This window comes from Candidatus Nebulibacter yamunensis (assembly GCF_024208055.1).
In the GTDB taxonomy this organism is placed as follows: domain Bacteria; phylum Pseudomonadota; class Gammaproteobacteria; order Francisellales; family Francisellaceae; genus Caedibacter; species Caedibacter lacustris.
On record NZ_JAMBMW010000012.1, the window covers coordinates 1 to 17,762 of the forward strand.

17 protein-coding genes and 1 tRNA gene are annotated in these 17,762 nt (G+C 38.9%); all 18 read right to left on the reverse strand.

The genetic code is table 11. The annotated features are described in order from the left end of the window. Positions 1-434: 434 nt before the first annotated feature. Entirely contained in the window at positions 435-1,877 is a 1,443-nt protein-coding gene (gene nuoN / locus M1V25_RS06285) for an NADH-quinone oxidoreductase subunit NuoN (RefSeq protein WP_498842744.1), read from the reverse strand. An 8-nt stretch (positions 1,878-1,885) separates the two neighbouring features. Beyond that, the gene (locus tag M1V25_RS06290) at positions 1,886-3,499 is read right to left on the reverse strand and encodes a complex I subunit 4 family protein (RefSeq protein ID WP_116964510.1); all 1,614 of its coding nucleotides are present in this window, start codon (positions 3,497-3,499) and stop codon (positions 1,886-1,888) included. Between the two features lie 24 nt (positions 3,500-3,523). Next, entirely contained in the window at positions 3,524-5,533 is a 2,010-nt protein-coding gene (nuoL, locus tag M1V25_RS06295; RefSeq protein WP_498842745.1) for an NADH-quinone oxidoreductase subunit L, read from the reverse strand. A 4-nt stretch (positions 5,534-5,537) separates the two neighbouring features. Next, a complete protein-coding gene (nuoK, locus tag M1V25_RS06300) occupies positions 5,538-5,855 on the reverse strand; it encodes an NADH-quinone oxidoreductase subunit NuoK (protein ID WP_116964508.1) in 318 nt (105 codons plus the stop codon). Beyond that, on the reverse strand, positions 5,852-6,454 hold the full coding sequence (locus M1V25_RS06305; RefSeq protein WP_116964507.1) for an NADH-quinone oxidoreductase subunit J: 603 nt from the start codon (positions 6,452-6,454) through the stop codon (positions 5,852-5,854). The genes nuoK and M1V25_RS06305 overlap by 4 nt, the downstream gene beginning before the upstream one ends. Before the next feature lie 8 nt (positions 6,455-6,462). After that, on the reverse strand, positions 6,463-6,954 hold the full coding sequence (gene nuoI / locus M1V25_RS06310; RefSeq protein WP_116964506.1) for an NADH-quinone oxidoreductase subunit NuoI: 492 nt from the start codon (positions 6,952-6,954) through the stop codon (positions 6,463-6,465). A gap of 16 nt (positions 6,955-6,970) precedes the next feature. Next, positions 6,971-7,984 (reverse strand): NADH-quinone oxidoreductase subunit NuoH, encoded by a 1,014-nt coding sequence (nuoH, locus tag M1V25_RS06315; protein WP_116964505.1) that lies wholly within the window; start codon positions 7,982-7,984, stop codon positions 6,971-6,973. Beyond that, entirely contained in the window at positions 7,981-10,383 is a 2,403-nt protein-coding gene (gene nuoG, locus M1V25_RS06320; protein WP_498842746.1) for an NADH-quinone oxidoreductase subunit NuoG, read from the reverse strand. The genes nuoH and nuoG overlap by 4 nt, the downstream gene beginning before the upstream one ends. 47 nt (positions 10,384-10,430) lie before the next feature. Next, positions 10,431-11,702 carry an NADH-quinone oxidoreductase subunit NuoF gene (gene nuoF / locus M1V25_RS06325; RefSeq protein ID WP_116964503.1) on the reverse strand — a complete coding sequence of 424 codons (1,272 nt, stop codon included), beginning with the start codon at positions 11,700-11,702 and terminating at the stop codon, positions 10,431-10,433. 3 nt (positions 11,703-11,705) lie between these two features. Beyond that, positions 11,706-12,197 carry an NADH-quinone oxidoreductase subunit NuoE gene (nuoE, locus tag M1V25_RS06330; protein ID WP_116964502.1) on the reverse strand — a complete coding sequence of 164 codons (492 nt, stop codon included), beginning with the start codon at positions 12,195-12,197 and terminating at the stop codon, positions 11,706-11,708. 13 nt (positions 12,198-12,210) lie between these two features. Further along, positions 12,211-13,464: an NADH-quinone oxidoreductase subunit D gene (locus tag M1V25_RS06335; protein ID WP_498842747.1), complete on the reverse strand. Its 1,254-nt coding sequence runs from the start codon at positions 13,462-13,464 to the stop codon at positions 12,211-12,213. A gap of 12 nt (positions 13,465-13,476) precedes the next feature. Then, a complete protein-coding gene (locus tag M1V25_RS06340; RefSeq protein ID WP_116964500.1) occupies positions 13,477-14,145 on the reverse strand; it encodes an NADH-quinone oxidoreductase subunit C in 669 nt (222 codons plus the stop codon). A 2-nt stretch (positions 14,146-14,147) separates the two neighbouring features. Continuing rightward, complete coding sequence (locus M1V25_RS06345) at positions 14,148-14,633, reverse strand: NuoB/complex I 20 kDa subunit family protein (RefSeq protein WP_116964499.1); 486 nt, start codon at positions 14,631-14,633, stop codon at positions 14,148-14,150. Further along, positions 14,624-15,019 carry an NADH-quinone oxidoreductase subunit A gene (ndhC, locus tag M1V25_RS06350; protein WP_204723384.1) on the reverse strand — a complete coding sequence of 132 codons (396 nt, stop codon included), beginning with the start codon at positions 15,017-15,019 and terminating at the stop codon, positions 14,624-14,626. The genes M1V25_RS06345 and ndhC overlap by 10 nt, the downstream gene beginning before the upstream one ends. A 23-nt stretch (positions 15,020-15,042) precedes the next feature. After that, positions 15,043-15,128, reverse strand: a tRNA-Leu gene (locus tag M1V25_RS06355). Between the two features lie 37 nt (positions 15,129-15,165). Then, complete coding sequence (secG, locus tag M1V25_RS06360; RefSeq protein WP_498842748.1) at positions 15,166-15,636, reverse strand: preprotein translocase subunit SecG; 471 nt, start codon at positions 15,634-15,636, stop codon at positions 15,166-15,168. Continuing rightward, entirely contained in the window at positions 15,636-16,388 is a 753-nt protein-coding gene (gene tpiA, locus M1V25_RS06365) for a triose-phosphate isomerase (protein WP_498842749.1), read from the reverse strand. The genes secG and tpiA overlap by 1 nt, the downstream gene beginning before the upstream one ends. A gap of 12 nt (positions 16,389-16,400) precedes the next feature. Beyond that, on the reverse strand, positions 16,401-17,741 hold the full coding sequence (gene glmM / locus M1V25_RS06370; protein ID WP_498842750.1) for a phosphoglucosamine mutase: 1,341 nt from the start codon (positions 17,739-17,741) through the stop codon (positions 16,401-16,403). Positions 17,742-17,762 lie beyond the last annotated feature (21 nt).

Here is a 17,762-nt window from a genome sequence, read left to right on the forward strand (position 1 = left end):
AAAGTGTCGCTTGAAGATACTTTAGAACAACACTTTTAATCATCTAAGGTTTCCTTACATTCACTTTACCTCAAATACAGATGGTATCTTAAAATTCCAGTATCGCTGTAATGCTTTGTTGTAAAGAGTAGTTGTTTTACGTTGATCAATGCTAACACCAAGTAATTTTGTCGTATTTCAAGCTATTGGTTAAACCACTCACTCGTTATGGCTTGTTCATACAAATGAAGGACATAAAAGCGCTTTGCTTTCTCAGTTCTAAACTATATGACATTCATTTCATAAACTTTTGATAACAATTGGCACTATTACATAAGTAGGGTTTATTTTGGGATCACTATATACATCACTGGTAATTACTGAAACAACTTAAAGTAAAGTTAAGATAGAAAGTTAGGAATCTATAGTGCTAGAAATACTCCTAATAATAAAAATCAAAACAGCATATAAATTGGTGTAATAAGTGTAACAAGAAGTGCTGGGAATACCCCTAATAGTAAAATCAGTCCGGTGTTAATGCTCAAGCCAAACAAAGTAACTTTATTGGCATAAACAGGGGTCTGGTTTTTAGGTAACTCAAAGTACATCACTTTAATAACACGTAAATAATAATATGCAGCAATGACAGACATGATAAGTGCATAAATAGCCAAACCTAGATGCCCTGTATCAACCAAGCCCATAATCACAAAAAGCTTAGCTGTAAAACCTGATAACGGTGGAATACCTGCCATTGAAAACATGACGATCAACATTAGAAAGGCAATCCACGGATTACGACGGTTCAGTCCTGCAAAGTCACCTAGGTTTTCAACATCATTACCTTTAACACTCAATACGATAAGTACACCAAAAGCTGCTGCTGACATAAGTACATAGATGATAACATAAAATAATGCAGTTGATACCGCAAAAGCAGTGGGATTCAAAATAAGCGCTAACAACACAAATCCGACGTGCGAAATCATGGAATAACCTAATAAACGCTTAAGGTTCTTCTGGGCTAGCGCCATCAAGTTACCAAAGAAGATCGAAATCACTGCCAATACCATTAATACTTTTGTCCAGGCAAAGGATTGTGCTGGCATTGCAATCATTAGAATATTAACAAGCATTGCAAAAGCGGCAACTTTTGGTACTGACGCTAAAAAAGCAGTCACTGCATTAGGTGAGCCTTCATAAACATCTGGTACCCACATATGAAAAGGCACAGCTCCAAGCTTAAAAGTAGCCGTTGTAATCATTAATACCATAGCGATTAACACGATATCCATATGTGCAGCTGTTGGATTGGTAAGGTATTTACCAATTTCAGTTAAATCCAGACTGCCAGTAATACCATAGATAAACGACATTCCATATAATAACAAGCCTGATGCTATCGCTCCTAATACAAAGTATTTAATTGCTGCTTCAGCACCTTTAGCAAATCCGCGGCGAATCGCAAGAAGTGCATAAAGCGGTAAAGATAAAAGCTCTAATCCAATGTAAATAGTTAATAAACTATGTGCTGAAGTTAACACCAGCGCACCCAAAATAGACAAAAGTGCTAACACATAAAACTCACCTTGCGGTAACTGCCTATCTTCTATGTATTCTTTACAATAGATAAACACGAAAAACGCAACTAACACAATAACTTCTTGCAATACAAAAGTTAGTTCGTTGGATAGAGTTTGCCCTTCAAAACCGACATGGACGTGGCTTAACAAAGACTTCAATAAAATCCAAGACGCAATAATTAAAAATAACTGAGTCAAAATATAGGCGATATTCTTAACTCTCTTGCCCCAAAACAAGTCAGATAACATCACTACAAGTGCGCCAATACTCAAGGTAATTTCAGGTAATACAGTGATAATATTTGCTAACATCATATTTAATCTTATCCTATCGTTATCGCATGTGCAGCTTGGATGATATGCGTTGAAGCCGCAGAAGAAAGTTGTAAAATCGGCTCAGGATAAACACCAAACAAAATCGTTGGTATTGCCAACAACACAAGCACAAAAATCTCAAGTCCAGAAATATCTTTAAGTGTCGCCACTTGTGTGGTTACTACTTTACCAAAGAACACCCTCTTATACATCCAAAGCGTATAAGCAGGTGCAATGATAAGTGTCAATCCTGCTAACAGTGCCACCCAAGGAGAATATTTAAACACAGCTAAAATAATTAAAAACTCACCGACAAAACCACTTGTGCCTGGGAGTCCGACGTTTGCTAAACAAAATAACATAAAAAAAGTCGCAAATATTGGCATTGAACGGGCAACACCTTGAAAATCAGCAATATTACGTGTTTGCATCCGTAAATATAAATAACCACAACCAATAAACATCCCACCTGACGAAAAAGCGTGAGCAATCATCTGAAACACCGCACCTTGAATGGCAAACTGCGCATCCGCCATTCCAAGCATGTGATCTGGATTATTTTTTACTAAAAGAAAGATCGAAAACATTGCCAATGTCACTAATCCCATATGTGAGATGGATGAGTAAGCAATTAAGCGTTTAAAATCAGTTTGAGCAATTGCAACAATCCCAACGTATACAATAGCAATGAGGGACATAACAATTAAAAACCAATCCAACATAGCAGTAACTGCTGGAATCAGAGGCAACACAAAGCGTAGGAAACCATATGCACCTAGCTTTAACATCAAAGCAGCCAAAACAACCGAACCACCCGCGGGTGCTTCTGAATGCGCATCTGGTAACCATGAATGAAACGGCCACATCGGTATTTTAACGGCAAAAGCCAAGAAAAATGCACCGAACAATAGCAATTGCGTCGTTAGCGTAATATTGATCAATTGCCCTATGTTATTAACTTCCGTTGCCCAGAAGATAAAGTTTTGGATCGAGAACGTGCCACTATCCACAAGTGAGCTAGTGGGCAAAGCGGCTACTTGTCGTTGTATGTATAAAAACGCAAGCAATAAGAAGATAGAACCTGCAAAGGTATACAAAAAGTATTTAAGAGCTGCATAGGCCTTTTTCTTACCGCCCCAAATACCAATACCCAGAGTTGTTGGAATTAATAATGCTTCCCAGAAAATATAGAAAAGCATAGTATCCTGTGCCATAAAAACAGCATTGGTTAAGCCTGTTGTAATCAAAAAGATCGCCATGTACTGTCTTAAACGCACCTTGATACTATGCCAAGCCGCCAGCACAATTACAAGGTTGGTGAAACTTGTCAAAATAATAAACAATACAGAAAAACCGTCTACACCAAGATAGTAATAAACGGCATCTTTATTAGCAAACAAACTAAACCAACGTACACGCTCAACAAACTGCATTTGTGCAGTGGTTGGATCAAACTCAAGATATAAAGGAATACACAATAGAAGCGTTATCACCGCCACTGCCAGTGCCGTCCAACGCGCTGCTTCTTTCTTGCCATCAGGAGATTTTGCCGCAAGCACAATAAAGCCGCCAATAACCGGCACCCAAATTAGTAAACTCAGTAAATAATGAGTTATAAACATAATATTAACTTTCCTCTAAATGCCCTAGTTTACCCAAAAAATAAGCCATGTGATTAATGCCAATACACCGATCAAAAGCACCAACGCATAATCAAACAAATAACCACGCTGAACCTTGGTCAGTTTCTTACCAGTGAAATAAATTAAATTTGCACTACCTTGCACAGCAATTTTATCGATCATAAAGATATCAACGACAACCCATAAAAATTTACTCAATAACCTCGTACCTTTAACAAACACCAAGTCATACAGTTCATCAATAAAGTATTTTTTTACTAACACATAATGCAAAATACCCATACCTGAGCGTACATTGGCGAGTATCTTTGGAATGTTTGGCATCAAAACATAAAAGATATAGGCTAGAATCAAAGCTAAGACTGCTAACCAAAAAGGAGCAGTATGCAGGGAGTGCATAATGTAGTCCCAAGGTGTTTTCGTTATTGCTTCTTCTGCCAATACGCTAATTACGGTCATGTTACCTAATTGCGGTTGCATATATTGCGCAATAGTATTGCCAAAGAACCCGTCTGAATTAGCTGTATTTGGTGTTAACGCTAGTTCAAAGAACAACATACCCATAAAAATCGATGGAATGGCTAGCAAAATAAGTGGAATCAAAATACTCCAAGGTGATTCCTTTATATGTGCCTTAGTATGCGCGTCCATTCTTGGCTGACCATGAAAAGTCATAAAAATCATTCTAAAAGTATAGAATGGAGTAACAAATGCACATGCCAATACTAAATAATACGCAAATTCATGACCAGGTAAAGTAGTGATTTCTGCTGTTTCAATGATTAAATCTTTTGAGAAAAAACCTGCAAATGGAGGGATAGCTGCAAGCGCCCAACCACCAATGATCATACAAATATAGGTAATAGGCATGTATTTCCGCAATCCACCCATTTTACGCATATCTTGCTCGTGATGAAGCGCAACAATCACCGAACCTGCTGCCAAAAATAGTAAAGCTTTAAACATCGCATGGGTCATTAAATGGAACATACCGATCGAAAAACCCGATGCGCCTTGAGCAACCATCATATAACCCAATTGAGATAATGTACAATAAGCAATAACGCGCTTAATATCCATCTGCACAATTGCAATCAACCCCATAAACAAACACGTAATGGCGCCAATAATCATCACAAAGCTTAAAGCCGTTGTCGAGTGAACAAACATCGGAGATAAGCGCGCTACCATAAACACCCCTGCTGTTACCATCGTTGCAGCATGGATCAAAGCAGAAATTGGTGTTGGACCCTCCATTGAGCCTTCTAACCAGGTATGTAATGGAAACTGAGCTGATTTACCCATTGCACCAACAAACAACAGCACGCACATTAAGGTAATTGGACTAAACTTCATGCCTAAAAAGGAAATCACTTGGTTATTATCCAAATTGGCTATAGTAGTGAACACCGTACTATAATCAATGGAATTGCAGTAGTAAATGACCGCAGCAATGCCTAATAAAAAGCCAAGGTCACCAACCCGATTAATAATAAATGCACGTAAACTTGCCTCATTGGCTGAGTCTTTATCAAAGTAATAACCAATAAGCAAATACGAGAATAGACCAACACCTTCCCAACCAAAGAAAAGTAATAAAAAGTTATTACCCATGACTAAGCACAACATAGCAAAAGTAAAGCCTGAAATGTAAGCAAAGAAGCGCGCATAACCTGCTTCACCACGCATATAACCAACTGAATAGATATGGACTAAAGCTGATACGAAAGTCACAATTACCATCATAAAAGCAGAAAGTCTATCGACAGTGAAGCTTACTTTCATGCCTAAACTTGGAAAAAGGGCCCAGTTAAAATAAGTTGCTGTATAAACAGCATTATTTAGATACACGCCTAAAGCTAAGACCACACTTAGAATAAACGACAACCCAACCAAGCCAATGGTAATGCAATTCACACCAATAGGCTGGACTTTCTTAGCAAAAAAGCCCGCCGCAATTGCACCAAATGCTGGCGCCAAAATGATGATAGCAATAATAAAATCAATACCCATTGACCTAACCTTTTAGTGTATTAAGTTGACCAACATCAATTGTCTTACGTGTTCTAAATAACACCACAACAATCGCTAAACCAATCGCTGCTTCTGCTGCTGCAACAGTTAAAATGAAGAATACAAACACCTCACCTGTGTTTTGCTTTAGCATACTTGAAAAGGCAATAAAATTCGTATTTATCGCCAATAACATTAACTCTATTGACATCAATAAGATCAACAAGTTACGACGATTGATGATAATACCAGCAACACTCAGTGAAAAAATAATGGCACTAAAAATAAGATAATGCGTTAAGGGCACAGGAATACTTGTCATTTAGGTTCTCCCTTATTAGTCTTTTCAGACTTCATTTTAACCATTGTCAAACGATCTTTAGCCTGAGTTTTGATTTGTAATGCGGGGTTCATAGATTTATTACCTGGTTTTTTACCACGGAAAGTAAGCGTGATAGCCGCAACCATTGCAGCTAACAAAATCATACCTGCAAGCTCAAAAGTATAGAGATATTTATCAGAAAACAGCTCACGTCCTAGGTTTTCAACTGTACCTAATCCCCCTGTGAGCACTTTACCGCTAAACGTATGTGTCGCCACAATTGAAATCAACACAGCCAAACAAACACAAAGCACAATTACAATCGGCCAATAGAAAACAAGCTTTTTTTGCTTAATGATGATATCGATATCAAGCATCATCACCACAAACAAGAACATAACCAAAACCGCACCGACATAAACAACGATTAAAAGTAAAGCCAAGTATTCTTGTTGCATAGTTAACCACACCCCCGCTGCTGCAAAGAAAGTAAATACCTTAGCAATTACTGCTCGCACTGGGTTTTTAGCACTAATCACCAGCAAAGCACCTAAAACAGTGAGGGTTGCAAAAACGTAAAATATAATGTTAACGCTCATCTTGGCTCCTATCTAAATGCCTTGTCCACTTCACGATCCCTGGCAATCTCCTGTTCATACTGATCTCCAATTGCCAACAGTTTTGCTTTTGTCATGATATTTTCACCACGATTCTCAAAGTGATACTCAAATATACGTGTTTCAACAATAGAATCGACAGGACAAGATTCTTCGCACAAGCCACAAAAAATACATTTAAATAAGTCAATTTCATATTTTGTGGTGCGCCTTGAACCATCTTTGCGCGGCGCTGCTTCTATTGTAATTGCCAAAGCAGGACATACCACTTCACACAATTTACATGCAATACAACGCTCTTCACCATTTTCATAACGACGTAAAGCATGTAAACCACGAAAACGACCTGATTGTGGTGTTTTTTCATCAGGATATTGCACGGTTACCTTGCGCGTAAAAAGATGCTTACCTGTAATCTTAAGACCTTTTACTAACTCCCACAGCAAGAAAGTCTGACAATAACGTTTAATTGTTTTAAACATATCTAAACCTCCTCTCCTACCACCAAGGGCTTAAGCCAAGTTTAACCATGAAAGCAACTACAATTACCCATACTAGGGTAACTGGAATAAAAATCTTCCAACCCAAACGCATTAATTGATCATAACGGTATCTTGGAAAAGTAGCACGAATCCAAAGATACATAAACATAAATACCCCTGTCTTTAAGAATAGCCAAATTATACCCGGCACAAAGTTAAAGAATTTATCCAACACCGGAATCTGCTCAAATGGTGACATCCAGCCGCCTAGGAAAAAAACAGCTGTTAATAAGCTGATCAAAATCATATTGGCATATTCTGCCAAGAAGAATAGCGCAAAGCGTGCACCTGAGTATTCGACATGGTGACCCGCTACAATTTCAGACTCCCCCTCAATCACATCAAATGGCGCACGCCCAGTTTCAGCGACTCCTGCAATAAAATAAATAATGAAAAGCGGGAAAAGTGGAATAAAATACCAATGCCAAAAGCCACCTTTTTGCGTTTCGACAATCGTGCTTAGGTTCAAGGAGCCAGCAGCAATCAGCACACCAATAATCGCAAAGCCCATTGCAAGTTCATATGAGACCACTTGCGCTGCCGCACGTAATGCTCCAAACATCGCATATTTCGAGTTAGAAGCCCAGCCGGCAATAATCACCCCATATACTGCAATCGAAGTCATCGCCAAAATATATAGCACACCTGCATTAATATTTGCTAACACAACTCCTTGACCAAATGGCACAACCGCCCAAGCAGTATAAGCTGGAGCAAAAGCCAACATCGGCGCAATAAAAAATAAATATCGGTTTGATTTCGCAGGAATAATAATCTCTTTTAATAAAAGCTTAATTGCATCAACAATTGGCTGTAAAAGACCAAACGAACCCACTCTATTTGGACCTATACGATCCTGCATATAACCGATCACTTTACGTTCAGCATAAGTGTAATAAGCAACAACAAGTATCAATGGGATGACTATCAATAAAATCTTCAAAACGATCCAAATAATATCTAAAATCATATGTCCACCACTTCATTTTTAACTACAGCAATTGTAACATTTGCTAAATTTTTACTACAAGGAGACAGAAGTTGGAACGGAATTACTATCGTGTTTTGAGCTAAATTTTCATCTATCACAATCGGTAATTGGTAAAATTGATCAGATATACCAATGCTTACTTCAGTTTGGTCAACGATACCTTTATCTACAGCAAACTTAGCTGACAACCTTACCGCTTTATAGTACATCGCATCTTGAGTATTCTGCAATGGCTTCGCACGCCTTAATGTGCTTGATGTACTATACATTGAAACAGTTGGTAAAATCGAATAACCTTCTGCCAAATTTGGCAATCCATTCTTTAAATAATCATCTATAACCGGCACAGGTGCTACTTTTTCAATGGCTGCATACTCAGCATAAACCTCATCTAACGTCTGGTAATCAAAACCTTCTATAGCTAATAAATTACTTAATACACGCAGTACCTTCCACAATGGTTTACTATCTTCATATGGAGATATTACCGCTTTAAAGCGCTGGGTTTGACCATTAATATTCACAAATGAACCATCGGTTTCAAAGTGCGTTGTGATTGGTAAAATAATATCAGCATATTCACGCATGGCTTCATTAGCATAAGCAGAGAAAGCAACCACGATATCAATCTCTTTTAATGCATTTAGCACTTTACTACCAGCAATACAATCTAACTCAGGCTCAATGCCAAAGCTTAGCATAAGCTTAGTTTTACTACTCAACATATCATGTAGTGCTAAACCATGTTGCAGATTTTCTTCGCCACCTGGTGAGTAATCTACTGAGGCACCTGCTAAAAGTGCGCCTTTGCTATTTGCCCCCATACTCAACACACCACCTTTAGCATTAAGTAAATGTTTAAGCTCAAAGAAAAGTGCATAAATTTCAGCAAAATCCTTATTTAAAATAGCATCAAAACCTAATATCAGTAAAGGATTCTTACAACATCCAAGCTCAGCTGCAATGTGTTCAATTTCAGGGAAAACCTCAATTGCATCAATAACTGATTTTACAGTTTCAGACTGAATTGGGGTAGCAACCTTTTGGGCAATTGCTTTAACCAAACTTGCTAAAGCATAAACGAATTCATTGGCTTCTACACATGTGGTTTGAATTTCATAATTAAAGCTGTAATATTGGCTATTTATAGCTAACACCTTAGCACCATTTTTTGCTGCTTTGTGCACGCGATGATTAATTAATGGGATTTCCTTGCGCAAGTAACTTCCAAGCAATAAAATTGTATCCGATTGTTCAATCTCCGCAAAACTGCAATCAAAACCGACTCCTGTATGTAATTTTTTAGCATTTGATCCTTGTTTTAAGCGTGTTTCAATGTTATTCGAACCAAGTTTACGAATGAGCTTTTGCAATAGATACAATTCTTCTGTTGTTGCTGACTCAGATGCTAAGGCTGAAATGGTATTAACACCTTCATTTTCTTTTGTGTGCTCAATTGCAACCTTCACAAAATCAAGCGCTTCTTCCCATGATACTTCGATCCAATGTCCATTTTTCTTAATGATTGGTGAAGTCACACGATCTTCACTATAAACGCCTGTATAATAAAAACGATCTTTGTCGGCAAGCCAAGTTTCATTTAATTCATCATTTTCTTTTGGTATCACACGCATAATTTGATTGCGTCTTACATGCGCATAAATATTAGCACCCACTGCATCTGCACCCGAAATCGTTGAGTACTGCAGTAATTCCCATGCACGAGCATTAAATCTAAATGGTTTAGAGGTCAACGCACCAACTGGACACAGATCGATGATATTACCTGATAACTCAGAGTTGACTGTTTTTGCAACATAAGTGCTAATCTCCATGTGATCGCTACGCCCCATTGCACCTAATTCCTTATCCCCTGCTATTTCTTCACCAAATCGCACACAACGCGTACACTGAATACAACGCGTCATATCGGTTGCCACCAATGGACCTAAACTTGGATCATCAAAGGCACGTTTGGTTTCACTATACTTAGAAGCATCACTACCATAACCCATTGCGATATCTTGCAGTTCACATTCACCACCTTGATCGCAAATCGGACAATCCAATGGATGATTAATTAGCAGAAACTCCATCACGCTCTTCTGATATGCAATCGTTGTAGGTGATTTTGTGAATATTTTCATACCATCCATGATTGGCGTTGCACATGCTGGAGACGGCTTTCTGGCACCTGCTATTTCTACTAAACACATTCTGCAATTTGCTGCAATTGAAAGCTTTTTATGATAGCAAAAACGTGGAATATAAATACCATGCCTATCTGCCACCTGAATGACCATCTCACCAGGATGTGCTAGATAGTTTTGACCATTTATTTCAATGCTCAATTGTTTTGGTGTTTCTTTTTCTGACACGGGACTCACCCTTAACTTTACTTTAAATTCTTCTTACTCAAAATTATCTAAACCGCGACAATACTACGTTTATTCTCAATCATATATTCAAATTCATGTCTGAATTTCTTAAGGTAACTTTGGACCGGCCAAGCTGCTGCATCACCCAAACCACAAATCGTATTTCCTTCAATATTGGAGGCCACACGAATCAAGTTATTAATATCCTCTAATCTGCCTTCACCGTGCAATATTCGCTCAAGTGTACGCGCCATCCAACCTGTCCCTTCTCTACATGGGGTACACTGACCACATGATTCTTCATAATAAAAATCGGCCAACCGTGCTAGAAGCTCAACCATGCACGTATCTTCATCTAAGACGACTACCGCACCTGATCCCAGCATAGAGCCTGCCTGAGCAATTGCTTCATAGTCCATCGTCAGTGCAAGCATTTCTTCACCCGTCAAAATTTTACAGGAACTTCCACCTGGAATAACTGCTTTAATCTTTTTACCACTACGAACACCACCTGCCATTGCCAACAAGTCTTTAAATGGAATACCTAAGCCTACCTCAAATACCCCTGGTTGATTAACGTGACCTGATACACAAAAAAGCTTGGTACCACCACTTTTCTCAGTACCGAGTTTCTGAAACCACTCTCCACCATGTTCTAGAATCGGTGGAACTGAAGCATAGGTTTCAGTATTATTGATATTAGTCGGACAACCATATAAGCCTTTATTCGCAGGAAATGGTGGCTTAAATCGAGGCTGACCTTTCTTACCCTCTAAGGAGTTTAAAAGTGCAGTTTCTTCACCACAAATATAGGCACCTGCTCCAATGGAACAATAAAGGTTAAAATCAATCCCAGAGCTTCTTATGTTAAAACCAATTAACCCCATCGCTCTTGCTTCATTGAGTGCAGCTTCAAAACGTGCAATCGGTTCATAAAACTCACCACGAATATAATTGTAACCAACACTTGCACCCGTGGCATAACCTGCAATTGCCATGCCTTCAATCAATTGATGGGGATTGTTGCGCAGGATTTCACGATCTTTGCACGTACCTGGTTCTCCTTCATCTGAATTACAAACAACATATTTTTGCCCTGGTAAGTTACGTGGCATAAAACTCCACTTAAGTCCAGCAGGGAAACCCGCTCCACCGCGACCACGCAGTCCAGATTTTTTGAGCTCTTCAATAATCTGTTCAGGTGGGATTTTCTCATCTAAAATCTTCTTCCAATATGAGTAACCACCAACTGACTCATATGATTTAAGCGACCAAGGTCGCTCAAGGTGGAGTGTTCTAAAACAAACTTCATTCGCCATTTGCTACTCCAAAGAATCTAGTAATTGATCAACTTTTCCGATCGTTAGATTTTCATAAAAAACCTTATCAACTTCAAGCATGGGCGCACCACAGCAAGCACCTTGGCACTCAACAGACTTAAGTGTTATACGCCCGTCAGGCGTTGTTTCACCTGCTTTGATGCCCAATCGATTTTCAATATGCGTCATAATTTTTTTAGCACCATTGAGCATACAAGATAAATTTGTGCACACATTAAGCTTATGCCGACCTACTTTTTGTAAATCATACATACTGTAGAAAGTTGCCACTTCATAAACATGTGCTACAGGAACAGACAAATATTGCGCCAATTTATCCATGAGCTCTATCGTCAAATAGCCGTTGTTATGGTCCTGCAATATATGCAAACCTGGAATAATCACCGATCTTTGTTGATCTTTTGGGTAACGTTTTTCCCAGTTTTCTAGCAACTCAGTAATGTGACCTGGAAAAATTTGTTTTTTTTCTAACATATGGCAATCCCAATTATCTATCTACATCGCCAAATACGATATCTTGCGTGGCAATAATGGCTGGTACATCTGACAACATATGACCACTTAACATTTCATTCATTGAACTTAAATGAGTAAAACTTGGTGCACGTATTTTGACACGATAGGGTTTATTTGCACCATCTGATACTAAATAAATGCCAAACTCACCCTTCGGATGCTCTGTCCCTACGTACACTTCACCTTCTGGCACACAATAGCCTTCGGAGAACAGTTTAAAATGGTGAATCAAGGCTTCCATACTGTTTTTCATTTCGTCACGCTTAGGCGGTGTTACCTTATGGTTTGGCGTCATTACAGGTCCTTCGTTTTCACGCAACCATTTCACACACTGACGAATGATTTTATTTGATTCACGCATCTCAGCCATGCGCACTAAATAACGATCATAGCAGTCACCATGACTGCCAATCGGAATATCAAATTCCACCTCATCATAAACATCATATGGTTGCTTTTTACGCAAATCCCAGGCGATACCTGAAGCTCTAAGCATAGGGCCTCCAAAGCCTAATGCTTTTGCTCGTTCAGCGCTAACCACCCCAATACCAACTGTACGCTGCTTCCAAATTCGATTATTGGTTAAAAGATTTTCATACTCATCAATACATTTTGGAAAGCGTTCCGTAAAATCCCAAATAAAGTCTAAGAGAGAAGCTTGGCGATTTTTATTAATTGCTTTGAGTTTACGTTTAGAAGTAAAACGAGATTTCTCATATTTTGGCATTTGCAACGGTAGATCACGCACCACTCCGCCAGGGCGAAAGTAAGTTGCATGCATTCTTGCTCCTGATACTGCTTCATAGCAATCAAACAAGTCTTCACGCTCACGAAATGCATATAAGAACATCGTCATTGCACCTAAGTCAAGACTATTTGCTGCCGTCCACAATAAGTGATTTAAAATACGCGTAATCTCGGCAAACATCACTCGAATGTATTGAGCACGTTTAGGCACTTCAATAACCAAAAGCTTTTCAATTGCCAATACATAGGCATGCTCATTACACATCATTGAAACATAGTCTAAGCGATCCATATAGCCAATACTTTGATTATATGGTTTAGATTCTGCAAGTTTCTCGGTGCCACGGTGTAAAAGACCAATGTGTGGATCAGCGCGAACAACGACTTCACCGTCTAGTTCTAAAACCAAACGCAACACGCCATGTGCGGCTGGATGCACTGGACCAAAGTTCATTGTATAGTTTTTAAATTCTGCCATAACAACGCTCAATTATTGTTCATTTAAATAGCGATTATCTTGACGGATAACCTTTGGTGTGTTGATACGCGGATCAATTTCAACGGGTTCATACACCACACGTTTTTGCACTTCGTCATAACGCATCTCAACATAGCCACTTTGCGGAAAGTCTTTTCTAAAGGGGTAACCCACAAAGCCGTAATCAGTCAGAATACGACGCAAATCAGGATGACCAATAAAAACAAAACCAAACATGTCAAAAGCCTCGCGCTCATTCCAATTTGCTGAAGACCATATGTCAACTACGCTGGGCAACATCAAATCATGTTCATCTAAAAATACTTTAATACGTAGACGAATATTAAGCGCCAAACTCATCAAATGATACACAACTGCAAAACGCTTTTTACCTTTGTTGAGTTTTTTGTGTAAAAGCTCGCCTGTTACCATACCACGCGAAAAACCAGTACTGGTAGAACTTTCTGTTTTCCATTCATCTTCACCATAACAAAGATAATCCACGCCTGATATATCGATTAATTGTTCAAACTTAAATATATTCTTTAAACGCGTCATCACCTTAATCAGGTTTGATTTATGAACCTCAGCAGTAAATTCTCCATAAGCATAAGTGATAGAGACTAACTTTCCACCAAAGTCTTTTGTTAAATCATCAATAAATTCCTGCGTTAAGGACATCGTTATTTCCTCGCAATCGTATTGGTTCGTTTGATCTTATTTTGCAATTGAATAATACCATAAATAAGTGCTTCCGCGGTTGGTGGACAACCAGGAACATAAATATCAACTGGCATAATACGGTCACAACCTCTAACGACAGAATAAGAATAATGGTAATAGCCACCACCATTAGCACACGACCCCATCGAAATCACCCATTTTGGGTCTGGCATTTGCTCATATACTTTACGTAAAGCGGGTGCCATTTTATTACACAAGGTGCCAGCAACGATTAACACATCTGATTGACGGGGACTAGGACGAAATACAATACCAAAACGATCTAGATCATATCGCGATGCACCTGAATGCATCATTTCAACCGCACAACAAGCCAAACCAAATGTCACTGGCCACAAAGAACCTGTGCGCACCCAGTTAACCAAAGAATCAGCACTGGCAGTAATAAAGCCTTTATTACTATTTAAGTTTTCTTCTACTCCCATTCTAGCGCTCCTTTTTTCCATTCATAGATAAAACCTACGAGTAAGATAAATAAGAAAACCATCATCGCAATAAAAGCAGCCCAAGATATGCCACCTGCTGCACTGTCCCTGACAAGCACCCCCCATGGAATCATAAATGCGACCTCTAAATCAAAGACTAAGAAGAGTATTGCCACTAAATAAAAACGCACATCAAATTTGATGCGCGCATCTTCAAACTCAGAGAACCCACACTCAAAAGGTGCATTTTTTTCCGGATTAGGTTTATGTACTCCAACGATAATGGAAAGAACTTTACCACCTACAGCCATTGCGATTGCAATACATATGGCGATAATAAAAAAGATTAAAATCGGTAAAAACTCATGGTACACACTATATTGCAACATGCTTATTTCCTTTTATTTTTTGGTGCCAAAGGCGGGACTCGAACCCGCACGAGTGATACTCACCACCCCCTCAAGATGGCGTGTCTACCAATTCCACCACTTTGGCAATAAAACTTATTTCGAGGCAGCTGAACCTTTAACTTTTACAGGTGTTTTTCACTTTCTGAGGGTTTTTTGTAAGTAGCATCTTTAGGTGTGTTATCAGTAGTAACTGCTGAGGTTTGCAATAAGTCATTCATATTTAATGAATCAGGTTTTGGAGTTTGCTTCTCAACTGTTGCTTTTGCTTGGTCAATGAGCGCTTGCTGTTGAGCTTGCTGCTTTTGATAATCCGCTTGAGTCACACCCGCTGAAGATTGACCAGCCAATGCTCTATTCTCAGCTGTACGTTTGCCAATATAGCTTAAACCAACACTTGTGACAAAGAAAATTGCTACTAAAAATGCAGTAAGCTTAAACATAAAAGGGGCCGCGCCTCTGCTTCCAAAAATAGTTTGTGATGCTCCTGAACCAAAGGATGCTCCCATAGTTGCGCCCTTGCCTTGCTGTAATAAAATCAATCCTACGATTAGAACAGCAACAATTATATGTATGGTTATAACCAATGCTAACATTATATTTTTTTTGCCTGCTTAATAATTTGACCAAAGTCCTTCCCGTTCAAAGAAGCACCACCTATTAACCCACCATCTACATCTTCCAAGCTTAGTAGTTCACTTGCGTTAGATGGTTTTAGGCTGCCACCATATATAATTTTGATGTTTTTAGCAAGCTCTTCATCAAAGTTTGTGACAATCTTGCGCAAATAGCGATGTACATCTTGAACTTGATGGGCTGTTGCTGCTAAACCCGTGCCAATTGCCCAGACAGGTTCATAGGCAATAATCAGTTTTTCAAGCTCTTTTGTCGATAATTTATTTAATACGACTTGTAATTGTCTGGCTAAAATTGACTGTAAATTACCCGTTGTACGCTCCTCCAATGTTTCACCAACACAAACAATAGCCGTTAAACCTGCTTGCACTACTTGCTTGGTCTTATTGGCAACATCTTCATCTGTTTCTCCAAAAAATGCTCTGCGCTCAGAATGACCGACGATGACATATCGACAATTAAAGTCTTGTAACATCGTTGTGCTAATTTCTCCCGTATATGCACCATTGTTATATTGGCTTACGTTTTGTACGCCCAAACATATGTTTTTAAGATTAGTTTGCACATAAGGTAAATAAATGCTGGGCACACACACTGCAATATCTGCCACGTCTGACTCATGTGCGAGTTTAGTTAATGATTCACACAAGCTTTTTATGGATAACAACGAACCGTTCATTTTCCAGTTTCCAATAATAATTTGTCTTCTCATACTCAACTCCAACTATTTAATCTTTTGTTTAACTTTCTCAACCAAATAATTCACCCATTCCACAGCCAGCTCTTGCGACTTTGCTTCAACCATAACCCTTAATACGGGCTCTGTTCCAGAGGGTCTCAATACCACGCGTCCATCTTCTGCCAAGGCTTTTTCAGTAAAGCTTACATCTTCTATTAACAAACTCATGTCATTGGCATCTAGTTTCCTTGTTAACGGTACGTTGATCATCGCCTGCGGCATTTTTTGCACATCAATTAAGCTTGATAAACTCTGATTAGTTTGACTTAAAATCGCCAACACTTGCAAGGCTGCCATCAAACCATCACCCGTTGTATTGTAATGTAAATTAATAATGTGTCCTGATGACTCTCCACCCAACATCCAGTTATTTTGTAATAGCTTTTCCATTACATAACGATCTCCAACCTTGGCACGCTCAAACACAATATTTAGCTTAGCCAGCTGCTGCTCAATTGCTAAATTTGTCATCACCGTACCAACGATACCATTGTCACTTTGACTAATCGCTGGATATCTTGCAAGCAACAATAAGATATCATCACCGTCGACTACACAACCTGATTCATCCACCAGCATTAACCTATCACCATCACCATCAAATGCAATACCAAGATCAGCAAACTCATTGACTACCGCAGTTTTTAAAGCATCAAGGTGAACTGCACCACAATTTTTATTGATATTTAAGCCATCTGGTTTTGATGCGATCTCAATTACATTAAGTTCTAAACACTTAAATACTTCACGTGCTGTACGATAAAGCGCACCATTAGCGCAATCTAAGATAATTTTTTTATCTGCTAAGTTAATTTTATCAGTAAAGTGTTTCAAGCAATGTACAATATATGGCTCGATTTGATTGACTTGACTAGACATCTCACCAAATTTACCTTGTGGATGATAGTAAAAAAAGTCATTATCAATATACTGCTCAATCTCATATTCAAACTCGTCTGCTAACTTATACCCTTTTTTAGAGAAAAGCTTAATTCCATTGTCATAATATGGATTATGTGACGCGCTTAACACTACGCCTGCATCAGCATCAAGCTCACTCACCATGAATGCGACAACCGGAGTTGGCACCACACCCAGATTGATCACATCGACGCCTGTGGCGGTGATACCTGCAATAAAAGCTGTTTTTAACATATCGGATGAACGCCTGGTATCCTGTCCTATCACCACTTTTATTTTTTTTTGATTAGCGTTTTGTAATACTTGACCAACTGCGTTGCCAAGCTTTGTTGCAAACTCAACTGTCATTGGTGCTTTTCCTACTTCCCCGCGCACGCCATCGGTACCAAAATATCTTCTTGCCATAACTAAATTCGTTTGTTTATT

Coding starts and splice junctions, on each gene's coding strand:
- nuoN (WP_498842744.1), bottom strand. CDS start 1,877: ATGATGTTAGCAAATATTATCACTGTATTACCTGAAATTACCTTGAGT.
- M1V25_RS06290 (WP_116964510.1), bottom strand. CDS start 3,499: ATGTTTATAACTCATTATTTACTGAGTTTACTAATTTGGGTGCCGGTT.
- nuoL (WP_498842745.1), bottom strand. CDS start 5,533: ATGGGTATTGATTTTATTATTGCTATCATCATTTTGGCGCCAGCATTT.
- nuoK (WP_116964508.1), bottom strand. CDS start 5,855: ATGACAAGTATTCCTGTGCCCTTAACGCATTATCTTATTTTTAGTGCC.
- M1V25_RS06305 (WP_116964507.1), bottom strand. CDS start 6,454: ATGAGCGTTAACATTATATTTTACGTTTTTGCAACCCTCACTGTTTTA.
- nuoI (WP_116964506.1), bottom strand. CDS start 6,954: ATGTTTAAAACAATTAAACGTTATTGTCAGACTTTCTTGCTGTGGGAG.
- nuoH (WP_116964505.1), bottom strand. CDS start 7,984: ATGATTTTAGATATTATTTGGATCGTTTTGAAGATTTTATTGATAGTC.
- nuoF (WP_116964503.1), bottom strand. CDS start 11,702: ATGGCGAATGAAGTTTGTTTTAGAACACTCCACCTTGAGCGACCTTGG.
- nuoE (WP_116964502.1), bottom strand. CDS start 12,197: ATGTTAGAAAAAAAACAAATTTTTCCAGGTCACATTACTGAGTTGCTA.
- M1V25_RS06335 (WP_498842747.1), bottom strand. CDS start 13,464: ATGGCAGAATTTAAAAACTATACAATGAACTTTGGTCCAGTGCATCCA.
- M1V25_RS06340 (WP_116964500.1), bottom strand. CDS start 14,145: ATGTCCTTAACGCAGGAATTTATTGATGATTTAACAAAAGACTTTGGT.
- M1V25_RS06345 (WP_116964499.1), bottom strand. CDS start 14,633: ATGGGAGTAGAAGAAAACTTAAATAGTAATAAAGGCTTTATTACTGCC.
- secG (WP_498842748.1), bottom strand. CDS start 15,636: ATGTTAGCATTGGTTATAACCATACATATAATTGTTGCTGTTCTAATC.
- tpiA (WP_498842749.1), bottom strand. CDS start 16,388: ATGAGAAGACAAATTATTATTGGAAACTGGAAAATGAACGGTTCGTTG.
- glmM (WP_498842750.1), bottom strand. CDS start 17,741: ATGGCAAGAAGATATTTTGGTACCGATGGCGTGCGCGGGGAAGTAGGA.